The 16909-nt window shown below is 54.8% G+C and carries 10 protein-coding genes and 1 tRNA gene; 5 read left to right on the forward strand and 6 right to left on the reverse strand.

What is annotated here, in order from left to right:
* Window positions 1-56: 56 nt before the first annotated feature.
* The 5 genes from EU557_RS01935 to EU557_RS01955 all read left to right on the forward strand — a co-directional run bounded on the left by EU557_RS01935 (window position 57) and on the right by EU557_RS01955 (window position 9108).
* Window positions 57-3221, forward strand: coding sequence for a SusC/RagA family TonB-linked outer membrane protein (locus EU557_RS01935; protein WP_135528732.1), 3165 nt, complete (start codon window positions 57-59; stop codon window positions 3219-3221).
* Window positions 3222-3242: 21 nt separating this feature from the next.
* Window positions 3243-4964, forward strand: a complete 1722-nt coding sequence (locus EU557_RS01940; protein WP_135528733.1) for a RagB/SusD family nutrient uptake outer membrane protein — start codon at window positions 3243-3245, stop codon at window positions 4962-4964.
* 152 nt (window positions 4965-5116) lie between these two features.
* Window positions 5117-6454, forward strand: coding sequence for a sugar porter family MFS transporter (locus EU557_RS01945; protein WP_135528734.1), 1338 nt, complete (start codon window positions 5117-5119; stop codon window positions 6452-6454).
* A 185-nt stretch (window positions 6455-6639) separates the two neighbouring features.
* Complete coding sequence (locus EU557_RS01950) at window positions 6640-7533, forward strand: carbohydrate kinase family protein (RefSeq protein ID WP_167855053.1); 894 nt, start codon at window positions 6640-6642, stop codon at window positions 7531-7533.
* 51 nt (window positions 7534-7584) lie between these two features.
* On the forward strand, window positions 7585-9108 hold the full coding sequence (locus tag EU557_RS01955) for a glycoside hydrolase family 32 protein (protein ID WP_135528735.1): 1524 nt from the start codon (window positions 7585-7587) through the stop codon (window positions 9106-9108).
* A gap of 225 nt (window positions 9109-9333) precedes the next feature.
* Here EU557_RS01955 and can read toward each other — a convergent pair whose 3' ends face one another.
* The 6 genes from can to EU557_RS01985 form a co-directional block, all read right to left on the reverse strand.
* Window positions 9334-10110, reverse strand: a complete 777-nt coding sequence (gene can, locus EU557_RS01960; RefSeq protein WP_245326142.1) for a carbonate dehydratase — start codon at window positions 10108-10110, stop codon at window positions 9334-9336.
* Window positions 10111-10202: 92 nt separating this feature from the next.
* Complete coding sequence (locus tag EU557_RS01965) at window positions 10203-11810, reverse strand: SulP family inorganic anion transporter (protein WP_135528736.1); 1608 nt, start codon at window positions 11808-11810, stop codon at window positions 10203-10205.
* 260 nt (window positions 11811-12070) lie between these two features.
* A complete protein-coding gene (locus EU557_RS01970) occupies window positions 12071-13477 on the reverse strand; it encodes a sensor histidine kinase (protein WP_135528737.1) in 1407 nt (468 codons plus the stop codon).
* A gap of 122 nt (window positions 13478-13599) precedes the next feature.
* Complete coding sequence (locus tag EU557_RS01975; RefSeq protein WP_135528738.1) at window positions 13600-14277, reverse strand: response regulator; 678 nt, start codon at window positions 14275-14277, stop codon at window positions 13600-13602.
* A gap of 1174 nt (window positions 14278-15451) precedes the next feature.
* Window positions 15452-16636 (reverse strand): acyltransferase family protein, encoded by a 1185-nt coding sequence (locus EU557_RS01980; protein WP_135528739.1) that lies wholly within the window; start codon window positions 16634-16636, stop codon window positions 15452-15454.
* Window positions 16637-16708: 72 nt separating this feature from the next.
* Window positions 16709-16782, reverse strand: a tRNA-Ile gene (locus tag EU557_RS01985).
* Window positions 16783-16909 lie beyond the last annotated feature (127 nt).

Genomic DNA, 16909 nt, shown 5'->3' on the forward strand with positions numbered 1-16909 from the left:
GAGTTACCCATGCCTGAGTGCTGTCAGATTGTCCTACACTTCTTTCCAATTCCCACATGAAACACACTGTACCCCTGCTGCGCCGGGCTGCTGGCCTGACGCTGCTCTCCGCCCTGCCGCTGGCCGTGGCCGCGCCTACGCAAGCCACCGCGCTAGGCCACTCCGGAGCCTCCGTTGCTACCCTCGCTGATGTGCCCGTAAAGGGCCGCGTGCTAGATGAGAAAGGTGCTGGTATGCCTGGCGTTACTATCGTAGCTAAAGGCACCGCCATCGGCACCTCCACCGACAACGACGGCAGCTTCACGCTCTCAGTGCCGGATAACGTTACGACCCTCTTCATTTCCTTCGTGGGGTATAGGTCGCAGGAAGTAGCGGTGGCAGGCGGCAACCTGAGCATCACGCTGGCCCCCGACGCGGCGGCTCTCGATGAGGTGGTAGTAACCGGCTACCAAACCCAGCGTAAGGCCGACCTTACCGGCGCCGTGGCGGTAGTAAAAACGGAGGAGATTAAGGATATGGCCTCCAACGACGTGACGCGCAACCTGCAGGGCCGCGTACCGGGCGTGCAAATCAACACCGATGGGGCACCCGGCAGCGCGGCCACCGTGCGCATCCGCGGCATTGGCACGCTCGGCAACAACGACCCGCTTTACGTTATCGACGGCATCCCGACCAAGGAAGGGATCAACCAGATCAACCAGAACGATATTGAGTCGATTCAGGTGCTGAAAGACGCTTCGGCGGCCAGCATCTACGGCTCCCGCGCGGGCAACGGCGTTATCATCATCACGACGAAGAAGGCTAAGAAAGGCGCCACGCGGGTTGACTTCTCCACCTTCTTTAGCGTGCAGCAGCCGGGCCCACATATCAAGCTGCTTAACACCCAGGAATATGGCCGCGTGTACGGCCAGGCCGCCATCAACGACGGCACCGTGCCCAGCCTCCCCTACTACAACTTCCAGACCCACCGCGACGCTGGGGGCCAGTTGGTGCTGGATGGCGTGACGGTGCCAGAGTTCATCGACGCCGATAAAACCCAGCGTGCTTCTGACACTGACTGGTTCAAGGAAACCCAGCAAAACGCCCTCATTCAGAGCTACAACCTGAGCCTGAGCAGCGGCAGCGAGCGGGGCGGCGCCCTGTTTTCTCTGAACTACTACGACAACAGCGGCACCCTGAAGCACACCAGCTTCGACCGCATGACGGCCCGCCTCAACTCCGACTACAACTTCCTGGAAGGCAAGCTGAAAGTGGGCGAAAACCTGACCATCGTGAAGTCGCAGCGCGCTGAGTTTGACCTGAACCTGGTGCGCGACCGTACCACGCAGCTGCCCTCCATTGTGCCCGTGCACACTGTGGATGGCGTGGGCTGGGGCGGCCCCGTAGCGGGCATGAGCGACCGGGACAACCCGCTGCGCTTACTCAGCGACAACAAGCAGAACCGCTCCAACACAGGCCGGGTGTTCGGCAATCTGTTCGCCGATGCCGAGATTTTGAAGGGCCTACACCTGCGCACCAGCTTCGGCATCGACTACAGCCTGTTTAAGTACCGTCAGATCTATAAGACCTATAAGGCAGGCTTCCTATCCGAGCAGAACAACCGCGTAACTGACAACAACCGTTTCTGGGGTAACTGGGTGTGGCAGAACACGCTGAACTACGACATGACCCTGGCTGGCAAGCACCAACTAGGCTTCGTGGCCGGTACTGAGCGCATTGGCTACTACGATGAGAGCAGCTACGCTTCCCGCACCAACTTCGCCAGCGAAGACCCCAACTACGCCTACCTCGATGCCGGGGCCGCCAACAAGGACAACGGCGGCGGCGCCACGGCCTACCGCCTGGCCTCCTACTTCGGCAAAATCAACTACTCCTTCGCCGACCGCTACCTGCTCTCGGCTACCATCCGCCGCGACGGTTCCTCGCGCTTCGGTGAAAACGAGCGGTTTGGCGTGTTCCCGGCCCTCTCGGCGGGCTGGCGCCTGAGTGAGGAAACGTTTGTAAAAGATGCGGTGACTTTCCTGTCGGATTTGAAGCTGCGCGCGGGCTGGGGCCAGACCGGCAACCAGGACATTGCCAACTTCGCCTCGCGGGGCTTGTACCAGTCGTTGTTGGGCACCATTGACCCCAACTTTGAGTACGACCGCGGCACGGCCTACGACATCTACGGCAACGATACTAACCTACCCTCTGGCTACCGCCGTGTGCAGCGCCCCAACCCCGGCCTGAAGTGGGAAACCACCACCCAAACCAACGTAGGCGTAGACTTCGGCTTCTTCCAGAACAAGCTCTCAGGCTCGGTTGACTACTTCGTTAAGAATAGCAAGGATATTCTGGTGAACCTACCCTTCTTGGCCGTGGTGGGCGAAGGCGGCGACCAGTTTGTGAATGGCGCCTCCATCCAGAACAAGGGCTGGGAATTCCTGCTCAGCTACCAGAGTGAGCTAGCCAACGGCCTGACTTACGGTATCACGGGTAACCTTTCTACCTACCGCAATAAGCTTACATACCTGCCCGATGAGGTAATCAACGCCTACGGTGGCAACGGCCAAGATGTAACCCGCCTAGGCCACTCCATCAATGCGGTATACGGCTACGTAGCTGATGGCCTGTACCAGAATGCCACGGAAGTTGGGGAAGGCCCAACGCAGGTGGGTGCCGCGCCCGGCCGCATCCGCTACAAAGACCTGAACGGCGACGGCAAGGTGGATAACTTCGACCAAACCTGGATTACGGAGGGCGTGCCTGACTTCAACTATGGCCTCAACCTGAACGCGGGCTACAAGGGCTTCGATGTGCAGGTGTTCTTCCAGGGCGTGCAGGGCCTGTACGCCTTCAACAACGCCAAATTCCGGACCGACTTCTCGTCGCTTGCGTCGGGCGAAAACTGGGGCCAGCGCCTGCTCGATGCCTGGACGCCGACCAACACCGGCTCTACCATTCCGGCCGCCACGCTCATCAACACCAATAACGAGGGTCGCGCTTCTACCTACTTCATTGAAAACGCTTCTTACATGAAGCTGCGCAACGTGCAGGTAGGGTACTCGCTGCCGAGTGGCCTAGTGAGCCGAATTAAGCTGCAGGGCGTGCGCTTGTACGTGCAGGGCCAGAACATCTTCACCGTCAAGAGCAAAGAGTACACCGGCGCCGACCCTGAGGTGACCAACTACCAGTACCCGCTGCCGCGCATTTTCACCACCGGCCTCAACATTTCCTTCTAACCACCCGCCCGCGCTATTCCCATGAAAATCATCAAAACCAGCGTGTTGGCCCTGTCGCTACTCGCGTTTGCTTCTGGCTGCAACGATAATAAGTTCTTGGACGTGGCCCCCACCGGCGCCCTCAGCGACGACCAGCTAAACACGCCCGCCAACATTGAGAAGCAGGTAATTGCTGCCTACTCCCAGCTCGGTAACGATGTGTACCGTGCCCCCTACACCTCCATGTGGCCCTACGGCAACGTGCGCGCCGGCGACGCCTACAAGGGTGGTAACGGCACCGCCGACGTAGACGCCTTCCACTTCTACGAAACCTTCACCTTCAACCGCGTGGACGTCGGCAACACCGACGAGCTGTGGTTCCTCATCTACATCGGTGTGTCGCGCTGCAACGATGCCCTGCGCCGCCTCGACGCGGTAGATGCCGCTGCCATGCCCACCAAGGCCGTGCGCCAAGGCGAGGTGCGCTTCCTGCGCGGCCACTACTACTTCCTGCTGAAGGAGCTGTTTAACCGGGTGCCCTACATCGACCAAACCGTACCCACCGACAAGTACGGCGAGGTATCGAACGTGGAGCTGAGCAGTGATGCCCTCTGGACCAAGATTGCCGACGACTTCCGGTTTGCGGTAGCCAACCTACCCGACACCCAACCTGAAATTGGGCGGGCTACGAAGTCGGCGGCCCAGGCCTACTTGGCCAAAACGCTGCTCTACCAGGCCTACGTGCAGAATGATAACCACGCCGTGACGAGCATAGACCAGGCCAAGCTGCAGGAAGTGGTGACCCTAACCAACCAAGTCATTGCCTCGGGCAAGTACTCTTTGCACCCCGACTACGCCACTAACTTCCTGACCGCCGGCGACAACGGCGTGGAATCGGTGTTTGCCATCCAGTTCTCGCGCAACGACGGCACGCCCAAGGGCCGCACCGACCGCGGCAACCAGCTCAACTATCCCATGAACCCGGACTACGGCTGCTGCGGATTCCATCAGCCCAGCCAGAACTTGGTGAATGCTTACAAAACGGATGCTCAGGGCCTGCCGCTGTTCACCACGTTCAATAACTCTGACCTCAGCACCCCCGCTGACTTCCAGACGAACACCGTTGACCCGCGCCTCGACCACACGGTGGGCATTCCGTCGCACCCCTACAAGTACGCGCCTACGTTCGTGTTTGAAACCTCCTGGCTGCGCGACCAGAACACCTACGGCGTGTACATGTCGATGAAGGAGAATGTGTTGCCTTCTGACCCCAGCTTCCAGAAGACGCCGCCCTTCATGAGCTCCTCGAAGAACTGGGCCATCATCCGCTTCGCTGATGTGTTGCTGTGGAAGGCGGAGGCCCTGATTGAGCTGAACCGTGCTTCGGAAGCCCTACCCATCGTCAACCAGATTCGGCAGCGGGCTCAGAACAGCACGGCTCGCCTGAAAACTGCCACGGGCGCCAACATCTCCAATTACAAGATCGGGCTGTACTCGGCCGGGCAGTGGAACCAGCAGTATGCCCGCGAGGCCCTGCGCTTCGAGCGCCGCCTGGAGTTTGCCATGGAAGGCCAGCGCTTCTTTGACCTGGTGCGCTGGGGCATTGCTGGCGACTACCTGAACACCTACTTCGACAAAGAGAAGACCAAGCGCCTGTACCTGAAGGAAGCCCGCTTCACGAAGGGCCGCGACGAGTACCTGCCCATTCCGCTCAACCAAATCAACTTCAGTAAGGGCTTGTACAAACAGAACCCAGGCTGGTAGAGGCGAAATTGTGAAGTGGTGAAGTGATGAGTTTGCTGTTCTGCTTGCCTGCCTTGTGCCTGTAGCGCCCCTAGGCCAGCAACACGTTACACTCACCATTTCACTACTTTACAACTTCACCATCTCACCATCTCACCCTTGAATTTCCCGCCGTGAAAAATAGCAACGTATTCTTTTGGTCCCTGGTGGTTGCGCTAGGCGGCTTCCTGTTCGGCTTCGATACCGCCGTGATTTCGGGAGCAGAAAAAGCCATCCAGCAGGTCTGGAGCCTGAGCCCCGTAGAGCATGGTTTCACCATCTCCATCGCCCTTATCGGTACCGTCTTTGGGGCCATCTTCGGCGGCATTCCTTCCGACAAGCTGGGCCGCCGCCAAACGCTCATCTGGATTGCGGTGCTCTACTTTGTGTCGGCGCTGGGTGCGGCCCTCACCCACAGCTGGCTGGCGTTTGTGGTATTCCGCTTTTTGGGTGGCCTAGGTGTGGGCGCTTCCTCCGTTACGGCCCCGCTCTACATCTCGGAGGTGTCGCCGCGCGAGTCGCGGGGGCGCATGGTGAGCATGTTCCAGTTCAATATTGTGCTGGGCATTCTGGTGGCCTACCTCTCCAACTACCTCCTGACGGGCGTGGGTGAGCAGGATTGGCGCTGGATGCTGGGCGTGCAGGTGGTGCCCGCGGCGCTGTTTTTCGTGCTGCTGTTCCGGGTGCCCGAAAGCCCTCGCTGGCTCATTGGGCGAGGCCGAGTGGAGGAAGGCCGCCGGATTCTGCACCTCATCAACCCCACCTCCGCCGACGAAGACGTAACCAGCATCCTGACCACCAACGCCACCGACGAAGCCATGGTAGGCGGCCGGTCATTGTTCGCCAAGCAGTACCGCACCCCGGTGATGCTGGCCGTGCTATTCGCCGTGTTCAACCAAGTGTCGGGCATTAATGCCATCATCTACTTTGCCCCGCGCATTTTTGAAATGACTGGCCTAGGCAAGGGTTCGGCCCTGCTGTCGTCGGCGGGGTTGGGGTTGGTCAATTTTATCTTTACGCTGCTGGCCCGTCAGTTTATCGACCGCGTAGGCCGTCGCCAGCTCATGCTCATTGGCTCCTACGGGGTTATTGCCACGCTGGGCCTGGTGTCATGGGCGTTTTACACCGAGAACTTTGGGGCGCTGGGTGGCATGTTGGTGCCGGTGCTGCTGTTCGTGTACATCGCCTTTTTCGCCTTCTCGCAGGGCGCTGTTATCTGGGTATTCATCTCCGAAATCTTCCCTAATACCGTACGGGCCAAAGGGCAGGCGCTGGGCTCTTCCACGCACTGGGTAATGGCCGCCATCATTGCTTTCACGTTTCCCTACCTGGCCGAAAAGCTGGGCGGCGGCCACACCTTCGCCTTTTTCTGCGCCATGATGGTGCTGCAGCTACTGTACGTGTGGCGCCTGATGCCCGAAACCAAAGGCACCTCCCTGGAACAGCTCGAAAAGACGCTAGTCATTCACTAGGCCACTCCAGCGCAACTCGTAATGTCTTGCACGCTGCTTACTTCGCATGAATAAACCGGCATGCTAAGCGGTGTGGCGCTGGTATAGTGCTAGGCCAGTAGGAAGCCAAAGCTAGAGCTGCTTCAGCAAGCGAGCTGCTTTGCCGCCACACGGCATGACCTTCTAAAATCTATCTATCGAAATCCATGTCTGACAAGAAAATAGTCTGCTTTGGCGAAGTGCTGTGGGACGTACTTCCCTCAGGCAAGCAGCCTGGCGGCGCGCCCTTCAACGTAGCCGTGCACCTGCACCAGCTAGGCCTGTCTGCCGACCTCATCAGCCGCGTCGGCGATGATGATTTAGGAACGGAACTCCTTGAATTTATTGAATCGAAAGGCCTGCGCACCGACTTTGTGCAGCATGGCAAAACCCACCTCACGGGCGTTGTAAAAGCCAACGTTGATGACGCTAACGAAGTGACCTACAAGATTGTGCAACCTGTGGCCTGGGACTACATCCAGTATGATGTCGCCTTGGAAAAGCTAGTGGCTGAAGCGGACATGTTTGTTTTCGGCAGCCTGGCCGCCCGCCAGACCGCTACCCGCGAAACGCTGTATCGCCTGCTGGCCCATGCCAAGTTCAAGGTCTTCGACGTGAACATGCGCCCGCCGCACTACTCCAAAGAAGTAGTGAAGTACCTACTCGAAAAGGCCGATTTGGTGAAGATGAATCACCACGAGCTGGCCGAAATTATGGCCTGGTTTGGCGAGGAAACGGATAAGCCAGCCGCCATGCAGTGGCTGGCCACTCGCTTCGACCTGCAAACCGTGTGCGTGACCTGCGGAGCCGATGGCGCCCTCCTCTGGACCAGTGGCCAGCTCTACCGCGCGCCCGGCGTTTCGGTGGAAGTGAAGGACACCATCGGCAGCGGCGACGCCTTTTTGGCGGCCCTGCTTAAAGGCTGGCAAGCCGGCCAAGAGCCCGCTGAGGCCCTGCGCTTCGCCTGCGCTACCGGCGCCCTAGTTGCTACTCATTTGGGCGCAACGCCTGCTTTCTCAGAGGCTGATGTAGCGGAGCTTCTGGCCGCGCAAGTGGCCTAGGCCAGCTTTCATCCATTAGGTTTACCAGCTCCTATTTCTCTTTCCACCCGCATGAAAAACGCTTTTGTTCTGGCCCTTTCTTTGGTCAGCCTAACGGCTCTAGGCCAGTCGCAGCCCAAACCCGTGCCGCCAGCTACGCCGCAATACCGCCCAGCTTACCACTTTACGCCGGCCGCTCATTGGATGAACGACCCCAACGGCATGGTGTATTACAAGGGCACCTACCACCTGTTTTTCCAGCATTACCCTGAGGGAATGGAGTGGGGACCCATGCACTGGGGCCATGCCACCAGCCAGGATTTGGTAAGCTGGAAAGAACAGTCGATTGCCCTCTTCCCCGACAAGTTGGGGATGATTTTCTCGGGTAGTGCCGTGGTAGATGAGAACAATACCTCCGGCTTTGGCAAGAATGGGCAGGTGCCGATGGTGGCCATCTTCACCCACCACAACCCCGACGAGGAAAAGAAAGGTACCCAGAAGCACCAATATCAAAGCCTGGCCTACAGCCTGGATGAAGGCAAAACCTGGACGAAGTACGAGGGCAACCCCGTGCTGCCCAACCCCGGCATTCAGGATTTCCGTGACCCCAAAGTGAGCTGGAATACGGTAGCTAAAAAGTGGGTGATGACGCTAGCCACCAAAGACCGTATCACGTTTTACTCTTCCCCCAACCTAAAGGAGTGGACCAAGCTCAGCGAGTTTGGCGAAAAGCTGGGCGCCCATGGCGGCGTGTGGGAGTGCCCCGATCTTTTTCCGCTCACGCTGAATGGCAAAACCTACTGGGTTCTGCTGGTGAGCATCAACCCCGGCGGCCCCAACGGTGGCTCAGCCACCCAGTATTTCGTAGGCCAGTTTGATGGCAAGACCTTCACGCCCCAAACCATCACGCAAAAGTGGATTGACTGGGGCAAGGACGACTACGCCGGCGTAACTTGGAGCAACACCGGTGCCCGCAAGATTTTTCTCGGCTGGATGAGCAACTGGGAATACGCCAACCAGGCACCCACTTCACCCTGGCGCAGCGCCATGACTACCCCGCGCGATTTAGCCCTCAAGCAGGTGGGTCAAGAGATATATCTTACCTCCTCCCCTGCCCCAGAAGTAGCTAAGCTGGCGCAGTCCGCCCAAACCCTGAAGAACTTGACGGCGAAGTCTGAGCTAGGCCTATCGGACAAAATCAAACTAACCAGCCCGCAGTTTCAACTCAAACTCACCTCCAAGCAACTACAGGAGTTTGCCCTGGTACTATCAAACGCTGGCGGCGAGGAGCTGGTCATTGGCTACGATAAGCAGGCCAATCAATACTACATCGACCGCAGCAAAGCGGGCCTCACCAGTTTCAGTGACAAGTTCTCCGGCCGCCACACCGGCCCGCGCTTGGCCACTAGCCCTGCCGCCGACCTTACGCTCCTCTTCGATGCAACTTCCGTGGAGCTCTTTGCCGATGGGGGCCTGACCACGATGACGGAAATCTTCTTCCCGAAGCAGCCTTTCACGCAACTCAAGCTTCGTTCCGGAACAGGTATCACGTTTGATGCGCTTTCCTATTCTAAGCTCGCGGTGGCAGTGAAATAGTCTCTCCCGTATGGCAAACAAAAGGCCCCCGTTCTCTGGAGAACGGGGGCCATTCGTTTGCGAGATGTTCGTTAGTGCTTACCCTAGGCCACTCATAACTGGTTACTCCATTTGCACACAGGGATAAACGCAAAAAACCGCCGCACCCAAAGGGTTGCGGCGGTTCCACACATCGAAGGCGCACTCCCCTCAGACTACGCCCGATGATATCGTTTAAGCGAGAAACTAGTCAACTTTGCTTAGCTGCTTGCTTTCGCTCTTTTCGGCTTTTCTATCTTCCTTGGCCTGCTCACTGCTTGCCTTCAGCGACGGACGGTTTTCCGTAACTTCCTGGCCAACTTGCTCTTCCAACACTTCCTCTGCATGAGCCGCCATTTCGGTGCTGTAGATATGATCGAGCTCACTTAGTCGAGCACCTTCTACTTCCAAATCCTTCAGCAGGCCTTCCTTAATGTCGTACACCAAGCCGTGCAGACGGGGCGGGTTCGGCGTTTTCCAGGCATTCTGGATGATATTGGTTTTGGCCAGATTACGCACTTGCTCAATCACGTTCAGCTCAACAAGGCGGCGCAGGCGCTGGCTTTCATCCTTAATGCGCAAGAACTCCGTTTCGTGCACCCGAATTACGTCGCGGATGTTGGTGAGCCAGCCGTCGATGAGACCGTATTGCTTGTTAGTAGCCGCGGCAGCTACGCCACCGCAACCGTAGTGCCCTACCACCATAATATCTTGTACGCCTAACACTTCAACCGCATATTGCAGTACCGATAGCAGGTTGAAGTCGGTGTGCACCACCATATTAGCAATGTTGCGGTGCACGAACATTTCGCCGGGGCCGGTACCCGTGATGGCGCTGGCAGGCACGCGCGAGTCGGAGCAGCCGATGAACAGATAACGGGGCTTTTGGCCGTCGGCTAGGCGCTCAAAAAACTGAGGGTCGGCAGCACGCTGCTTTTCTACCCATTTGCGATTATTCTCCAGAATTGGCTCAATGCCTTCCATATGCAATGTGGTTGAGGGGTGGGTGATGGTGAGTGGACGCTACGAACAGTGCGGGTTTGGAACTACTACCTAAACAGTTTTGGCTGCCCAGCTTAGTGGCCTAGCACCTGCACCTGAGGAATGGCGCGCAACTCCAGGTCAATGCCCCGCTCATGAGCGGAGAGGCGGAAATTTTCAATGGCTTCCAGCACATCGTAGTCGATAGAAGCCGACCCAGTACCGTCTAGCACCACGTGGGAGCCATTAGGGAGAGAGTTCAGGACTTTCACGATGCTGGCTTTATTCAGAAACGAAACCTGCTCTGCTAGTTTCAAATGCACAAGTCCGCCTTGGCGTGGCGTTTCCTCATGCACGAAGAATGCTGACTCGTAATTCGCCTTCAGAATGTAGAAGATGCCTACTGCTAGGCCTATTGTTACGCCCTTAAGCAGATCGGTAAACAGGATGGCCACGATGGTGACGATGAAAGGCAGAAACTGCTGCCAGCCCAGTTGCCATTGGGTGCGGTAAAGCGTTGGTTTGGTCAAACGGAAGCCTACTACCAGTAACACCGCTGCCAGCGCCGACAATGGTATCCAATTTAGCATGGGCGCCAGGAACAACAGGCTCAGTAGCAGCAGCATGCCATGAATAAAGGCCGACATCTTGCTCTGGCCGCCGGCGTTGATGTTGGCCGAGCTCCGAACGATTACCGCCGTTAGCGGTAGGCCACCCAAAAAGCCTGCTACAATGTTGCCAGTGCCCTGTGCCATCAACTCTCGGTTAGGTGGGGTAGTGCGCTTATGAGGGTCGAGTTTATCTACGGCTTCTACGCTCAAAAGGCTCTCTAGCGAAGCCACAATGGCAATAGTGAAGGCCAGCACATAAGTAGACGTTCTGGTCAGGGCACTCCAATCGGGGCGCGGCAGCTCCGCCACCAAGCTATCGAAGGAGGTAATAATGGGCAGCTTCACCAGGTGCTCAGGACGCACTTGCAGAGACGGCGCTAGTTTACCCAGCAACAAGTTGAGGCCGATGGATAGCACTACTACAATAAGGGCCCCGGGCACCTGCCGCAGTGCTTTCACGCTCTTTACGGCCTTACTATCCCACATCAGCAGCACTGCCAGCGAAATCAGGCCAATGAGCGCTGAGCCCCAACTGATGGCATTAGCCGCGGCGGCAATTGCTGTAAACGTATTCTGCCCATTGAATTGCAGAAAGTCCATGTCCTCGAAGTAGTCCGTATCGGCTCCGAGGAAGTGAGGAATTTGCTTGAGAATTAGAATAAGGCCAATGGCAGCCAACATCCCCCGGATGACGGAGGTAGGGAAATACAATCCAATGATGCCAGCACGGGCTAGGCCTAGGCCTATCTGCAGCACACCGGCTATCATGGTAGCCACTAGTACTGCCTCAAACGAGCCGAGCGTATGAATGGCTCCCACCATAATGGCCGTGAGGCCGGCAGCGGGGCCGCTTACGCTCAGTTGCGACCCACTAGCCCAAGAAACCAGTAGCCCACCTACAATACCGGTAATGATGCCGGCCAGTAAAGGAGCTCCCGAAGCCAGCGAAATGCCCAGGCATAAGGGTAGCGCCACCAAAAACACCACCAATCCCGACGGAGCATCCTGGCCAAGGGTGCTAAAATAGCCAGCGACTCCAGCGGGAGTTGTGGCAGCGGAATTAGCCGACGAAGCCTGACGGGATTTTAACATGCGGGGAGGGGAGTAATAGGGCCGGCACCTAGCATCTATAGCAAGGTTTAATGCAAGTGTAGCCCCTCTTCGTTAAGCCCGTGTTAAAAGAGAATTAAAAGGAAATTAAAACAATAAATACAATGCTGTCAGCCATTTAAACCCACTTTTGAGAGTTGCTTTCTCAGCAGGTATTACAGAAGCCACTTCTTATTTCTACAAATAATTTAGCCTCATGGGATTATAACCATATTGGCTAGGCCAGTGCCCACTTAGAAAGGTTAGCTGCGGGCTGCGGGCAGGTCTAGCAGTACCGTGGTACCGTGGCCTAGCTCACTCTCCACGCGCACCTCTCCCCCATGTAGCTCCATAATTTTAGCAGTGAGCGGCAGCCCAATGCCGTGGCCCGGCACATTCCGGACGGCATCGGCCCGGAAGAAAGGCACGAACACCTGGCGGCGGTCTGAGTCCGTCATGCCCACGCCTTGGTCGCGCACCTCTAGCTGCACCCGTCCGGCTGGCCCTCTGAGGGCGGCTACTACCGGAGCGCTACGGCCGACCGAGAATTTACAGGCATTCTCAAGGATGTTTAGAAAAGCCGACAGCAACAACGCCTCGTTCCCCTGCACGGCATAAGGCGCCACCCGCGCGGGCCCCACAGGCTCGCTAAAGTCTAGGTCAACGCGGCAGGTTGGATGGCGACGTAATACCTCCTCATGCGCCTGCAGCAACAGCTCATCAAGGCGCACCAACGTGAGCGGTACCTGGGAAGGATCATCCGAAGCCCGGGCAATCTGGAGTAACCCGTTGGTGAGGTCCTTGAGCAGGCGGGCGGCATCTAGCGTACTTTGCAGCACTTGGCGGTACTCCTGCGGCGTGCGTTCCTGCTGCATCAGGGCCACTTCCAACTGCCCAATCAGTACGGTAAGAGGAGTGCGCAATTCATGCGAGGCATCTCGCACAAAAGTCCGCTGGCCGGCAAAGGCCGTTTCCAGCCGATCAAGCAAGCTGTTAAAGCGCCCCGCCAGCAACGATACTTCATCCTGCCCATCAGCCTGCGACAAGCGCCGGTGTAAGTCGGAGGCTGTAATGCTGTCTACCTCTTGCACGATGCGCTGCATAGGCCGCAGAGCCTGGCCGGCAAAAAACCAGCCCCCAATCCCTACGATAACAAACGACGCGAGTAGGCCACTCGTCAGCACTGTCCGCAGGTCGTTGAGCTTCTGGCGGCTGTCGGCATCCACTGAAGATGCCACTACCACAAAGTCACCGCGGTGTGCATCGCGGTAGAGCAGGCCTACGGTTTGGCGGTAATCGGGCTCCAGCACCACCTCTCGTCCATCGGCCCGCACCAGTTCCAGGAAATTCATCAGGTCGGTCTGCTGACCAGTTCGTCCTTCCTGAAACACCACGTGATTTTGTGCATCAAACACCCGCACCTCCTCCTCGGGCAAAGTGCGGTAAAACTGCCGCAAATAGCGCCGATAAGAAGCCTGGCTATCCTGGTCGCCGCGGTTAGTGCCATCGAGATACACGTGGGCAACAATTCGGGCCCGAGCGAAGAGACTTTCGGAGAAGAACTCCCGCCTTGAGTGGTAGGTAAAGAAATATATCACCACCGAAAACACCAGTAAGGTAACGGCCAAAATAGCCGCAAACTGCAGCGCCAGACGGGTGCGGATGGTCATAGATTCGATTGCCAGTTAGGCGAAGCCGGTTCTTAAGTATTGATTGTCAATTATCGTTATTGAGTTACCAGTTCATAGGCGCTTGCCCGCAGAACGATAGTAGTACCCAACAACTCATTACATCAATCTTCCTTCATCACGTAGCCCATGCCTACCAGCGTATGGATAAGCTTAGGGGTAAAATCCTTATCAATTTTCTTCCGCAGGAAGTTGATGTAAACGTCGATGACATTGGAGCCCGTGTCGAAGTTGGTTTCCCAAACGTGCTCCAGAATATCTACCCGTGATACTACCCGGCCCTGCTGACGCAACAGATACTCCAGCAAGGCAAACTCCCGCGCAGTAAGCTGAATGGGCTGCCCAGCCCTCTGCACCACCTTGCTGGCGGGGTCAAGAGTAAGATCGGCGAGCCGTAGCAGCGCCTGAGCTGCCGGAGCCTCGTGGCGGCGGCGCGCCAGAGCCCGAATGCGGGCAAGCAACTCCTGGAATGCAAATGGCTTGACAAGATAATCGTCGGCCCCAGCATCCAGCCCGCGAATTTTATCATCAGTCTCCCCAAGGGCCGTCAGCATTAGAATGGGCACACCTGCATCGTGAGCCCGCACTTGGCGGCACACTTCTAGGCCACTCAGGCCCGGAAGTAAAGTATCCAGAATTATCAGATCGTAGCCTCCGGCCAGAGCCAGCCGTAGGCCAAGCAGCCCTTCCAGAGCTAAATCCACGGTGTGCTGTTGCTCAGTGAGGCCCTGATGTAGGAAGGAGGCAACCTTCGGTTCGTCTTCAACGAGCAGAATTTTCATAGATCAGCTAAACACGTTTTCGCGGGCCAAGGTAGCTACTCCAAGTCATACGCTCGCTAGCGTCCTGGCCTTGTGGCCTAGCGAATTGGTAGCGAAACGTAGGTTTCGCAGAGGCGCCCTGTACAGTTGCTACAGTTGCCCCAACATGTCTTCTTGCGCAAGTTGCAGTGGGTGGCTGAGCTGTTTATCATGTTGCCATCACTTGGTAGCAGTAGGTTGCGCTACACTTTACCCGTTTGCTTTCTGCATCTCATGCCTGACCCAATAGCTCATATCAAATCCGCCGCGCTAATTGTGAGTTTACTAGTAGGCTCAGCAGTAGCACTGCTGGTATCTGGATTCTTTATTGGCTAGATAAAAGCTAGATAAAAGCAAGATAACAACCCACACTACAACTATTTAATCCTACACAACAAGTCATACAATGCCCTGACTGCCTTTGCAGTCGGGGCTTGTAGCTTCTATAGCTTGCTGTTATGCGGGCTGGGCTCTACTCACGCCTCTCGCCCAAGGCAAAGCAACCAAGCTCCCGTACTAAACCAACGCACCCCACTGTGCTTGCAAGGCCTAGCCACGAAAAGCTAGCCCCAAGTTAAGTAGACGAGGCCTAGTACCAGTGGCGTTATGCACGCACAAACGTATAGCGCCCCTTTCTCATGAGCAGCTAGACTTTTTTGAGTGAGAATAACTCCATATAGCGAGGAAAACGTTTTTAGACAAAAACAAACCTAAACTCCCCTTCTTCTTGACGCCGGCTTTGCCGACCAAACAGACTATTTTCTCGACGGAAGCTCAACTACTATCGGTTGCCCTGTAGTCTGTCCTAATAAAGTGACAGAATAATGGAATTATACCCTAACGAGTACGCTAAGTTTAACTAGGCCTATTATTCATAGTAATGGCGTCAACCTTTGCGTAAGAACAACGTAATGCCCCATTAAATTTAAACTATATATTAAATACATACAAAACAAACTTGCGACATGCTTACTCTGAAGCGTAAAAGAAGGCACTATTACCAACCCTCAGTTGAATCATCAAATAAATGGGTATGGTGGGTGTGCTCTGTCTTATTCACTCTATTATGTAGTCTAATTATGGCTTTTGGCTGGTAAAAGCAGTCCTTATATGACAGCAGATAAAATTGACTAGTATAGAACGTAACGTGTAATTATTAATTGCTATAGCTCTCTATTCTGGAGAACTTATTTTTTAGAGCTAGAAAGGGTCTTTCTACAAATGCATACGAGAACCAAGCGGCCATAATGGTCAGTGGCAAAGCCCCCCCATAAATTAGCAAATTAATACCTCCTACACTAGAAATAATGCCACCTTTAATTAAACAAACTAGCAGACCAATTATTATCAAATGCCACATATAAATTCCGTAAGACAGTTGACCTAGCCGGTCCCATTTAGAACTTTTTAGCCTTAAAACAGATTTATTCTTAGTAGAGCTACTCAAAATAACATAGCAGAATAGTACACTAAAAACCTCATGCGTTGCATACGGAATAGTAGCTTCAATAGCTTTAGTAGATACTAGCCATATAATGATTATTATCACTATCACATCCACTAAGGCTGATGAAACTAAGGTACGAAGTGTAGATGGATGAAAAAAAAGCATATAAGCTCCAATTCCACCAATAGCCATGCAACTAATGCGTGTAGCTATTAAAAAAGATCTTAAGTATAGGATTATTGTTTTAAAATTTGGAAAATATAAAAGCATTAACGGTATACTACTTTGGACAACTATAAAAAACACAATTAACATTACCATAATTATTAATTGCCATTTTCTATTTAAGTACTTGATCACAAAAGGCCAAAATAAATAAAACTGCTCCTCAGCACCAATTGACCACAACTGATTTGCATAGTTTATTTGCAGGTCTAAAATCAATGCAACGTTTGGCAATAAGAGTAAGTGTAATAATAAATTAGTAGGAGCTCCCTGATATGTAGCGACAGTAGCAATAGCAGGAAAAATGTCCGGATTACTGAGCAACCCAAACGATAAAAGTATAATTAGGTAGTATAGGGGCCAGATACGTAAAGCGCGTCTCCAATAGAACTTTTTAATGACTACTGTGCCTAATTCCTGCTTTTCCTTTAGAAGCAAATAGGTAATTAAAAAGCCACTTAGCACAAAGAAGAAGGTAACAGCTAGCCCTCCCATATCATTGGTCAGAGGTAAGCTGAATGAGGTGAGGTTAAGGCCTCTTCGTATATCTTCTACGTGCACAAAGGCTACAAGTACAGCAGCTAAAAAGCGATAAGCATTTAGCCCTGGGAAGTGAATAGCACCACCCCCATTATCAGCGAACGTAGTTGGAAGACGCTTGTTGGGCATTGCGGCCGCTAAACAGACAATTCAATATAGAATAAAAAATCCCGCTCTACGATACCGTAAAGCGGGAATAAGTGGGCCCAACTGGAATCGAACCAGTGACCTGCTGATTATGAGTCAGCTGCTCTAACCGATTGAGCTATAGGCCCGGCGTGAATGGCAACCAGCAGACAGGAGCAATTCAGCTGCGCAAACTTCCCATTTTGTTAGCGGAATTGCAATTCCAACATCAAGATTTCAGACATTGACCTAACAAAACGGTTATGATTTTCTGGT

Origin of the sequence: Hymenobacter wooponensis, from assembly GCF_004745865.1 — a bacterium.
In the GTDB taxonomy this organism is placed as follows: domain Bacteria; phylum Bacteroidota; class Bacteroidia; order Cytophagales; family Hymenobacteraceae; genus Hymenobacter; species Hymenobacter wooponensis.

Excerpts from the sequence above, each read along its gene's own strand:
- EU557_RS01935 (WP_135528732.1), top strand. The coding sequence starts at position 57 with ATGAAACACACTGTACCCCTGCTGCGCCGGGCTGCTGGCCTGACGCTG.
- EU557_RS01940 (WP_135528733.1), top strand. The coding sequence starts at position 3,243 with ATGAAAATCATCAAAACCAGCGTGTTGGCCCTGTCGCTACTCGCGTTT.
- EU557_RS01950 (WP_167855053.1), top strand. The coding sequence starts at position 6,640 with ATGTCTGACAAGAAAATAGTCTGCTTTGGCGAAGTGCTGTGGGACGTA.
- EU557_RS01955 (WP_135528735.1), top strand. The coding sequence starts at position 7,585 with ATGAAAAACGCTTTTGTTCTGGCCCTTTCTTTGGTCAGCCTAACGGCT.
- can (WP_245326142.1), bottom strand. The coding sequence starts at position 10,110 with ATGGAAGGCATTGAGCCAATTCTGGAGAATAATCGCAAATGGGTAGAA.
- EU557_RS01965 (WP_135528736.1), bottom strand. The coding sequence starts at position 11,810 with ATGTTAAAATCCCGTCAGGCTTCGTCGGCTAATTCCGCTGCCACAACT.
- EU557_RS01970 (WP_135528737.1), bottom strand. The coding sequence starts at position 13,477 with ATGACCATCCGCACCCGTCTGGCGCTGCAGTTTGCGGCTATTTTGGCC.
- EU557_RS01975 (WP_135528738.1), bottom strand. The coding sequence starts at position 14,277 with ATGAAAATTCTGCTCGTTGAAGACGAACCGAAGGTTGCCTCCTTCCTA.
- EU557_RS01980 (WP_135528739.1), bottom strand. The coding sequence starts at position 16,636 with ATGCCCAACAAGCGTCTTCCAACTACGTTCGCTGATAATGGGGGTGGT.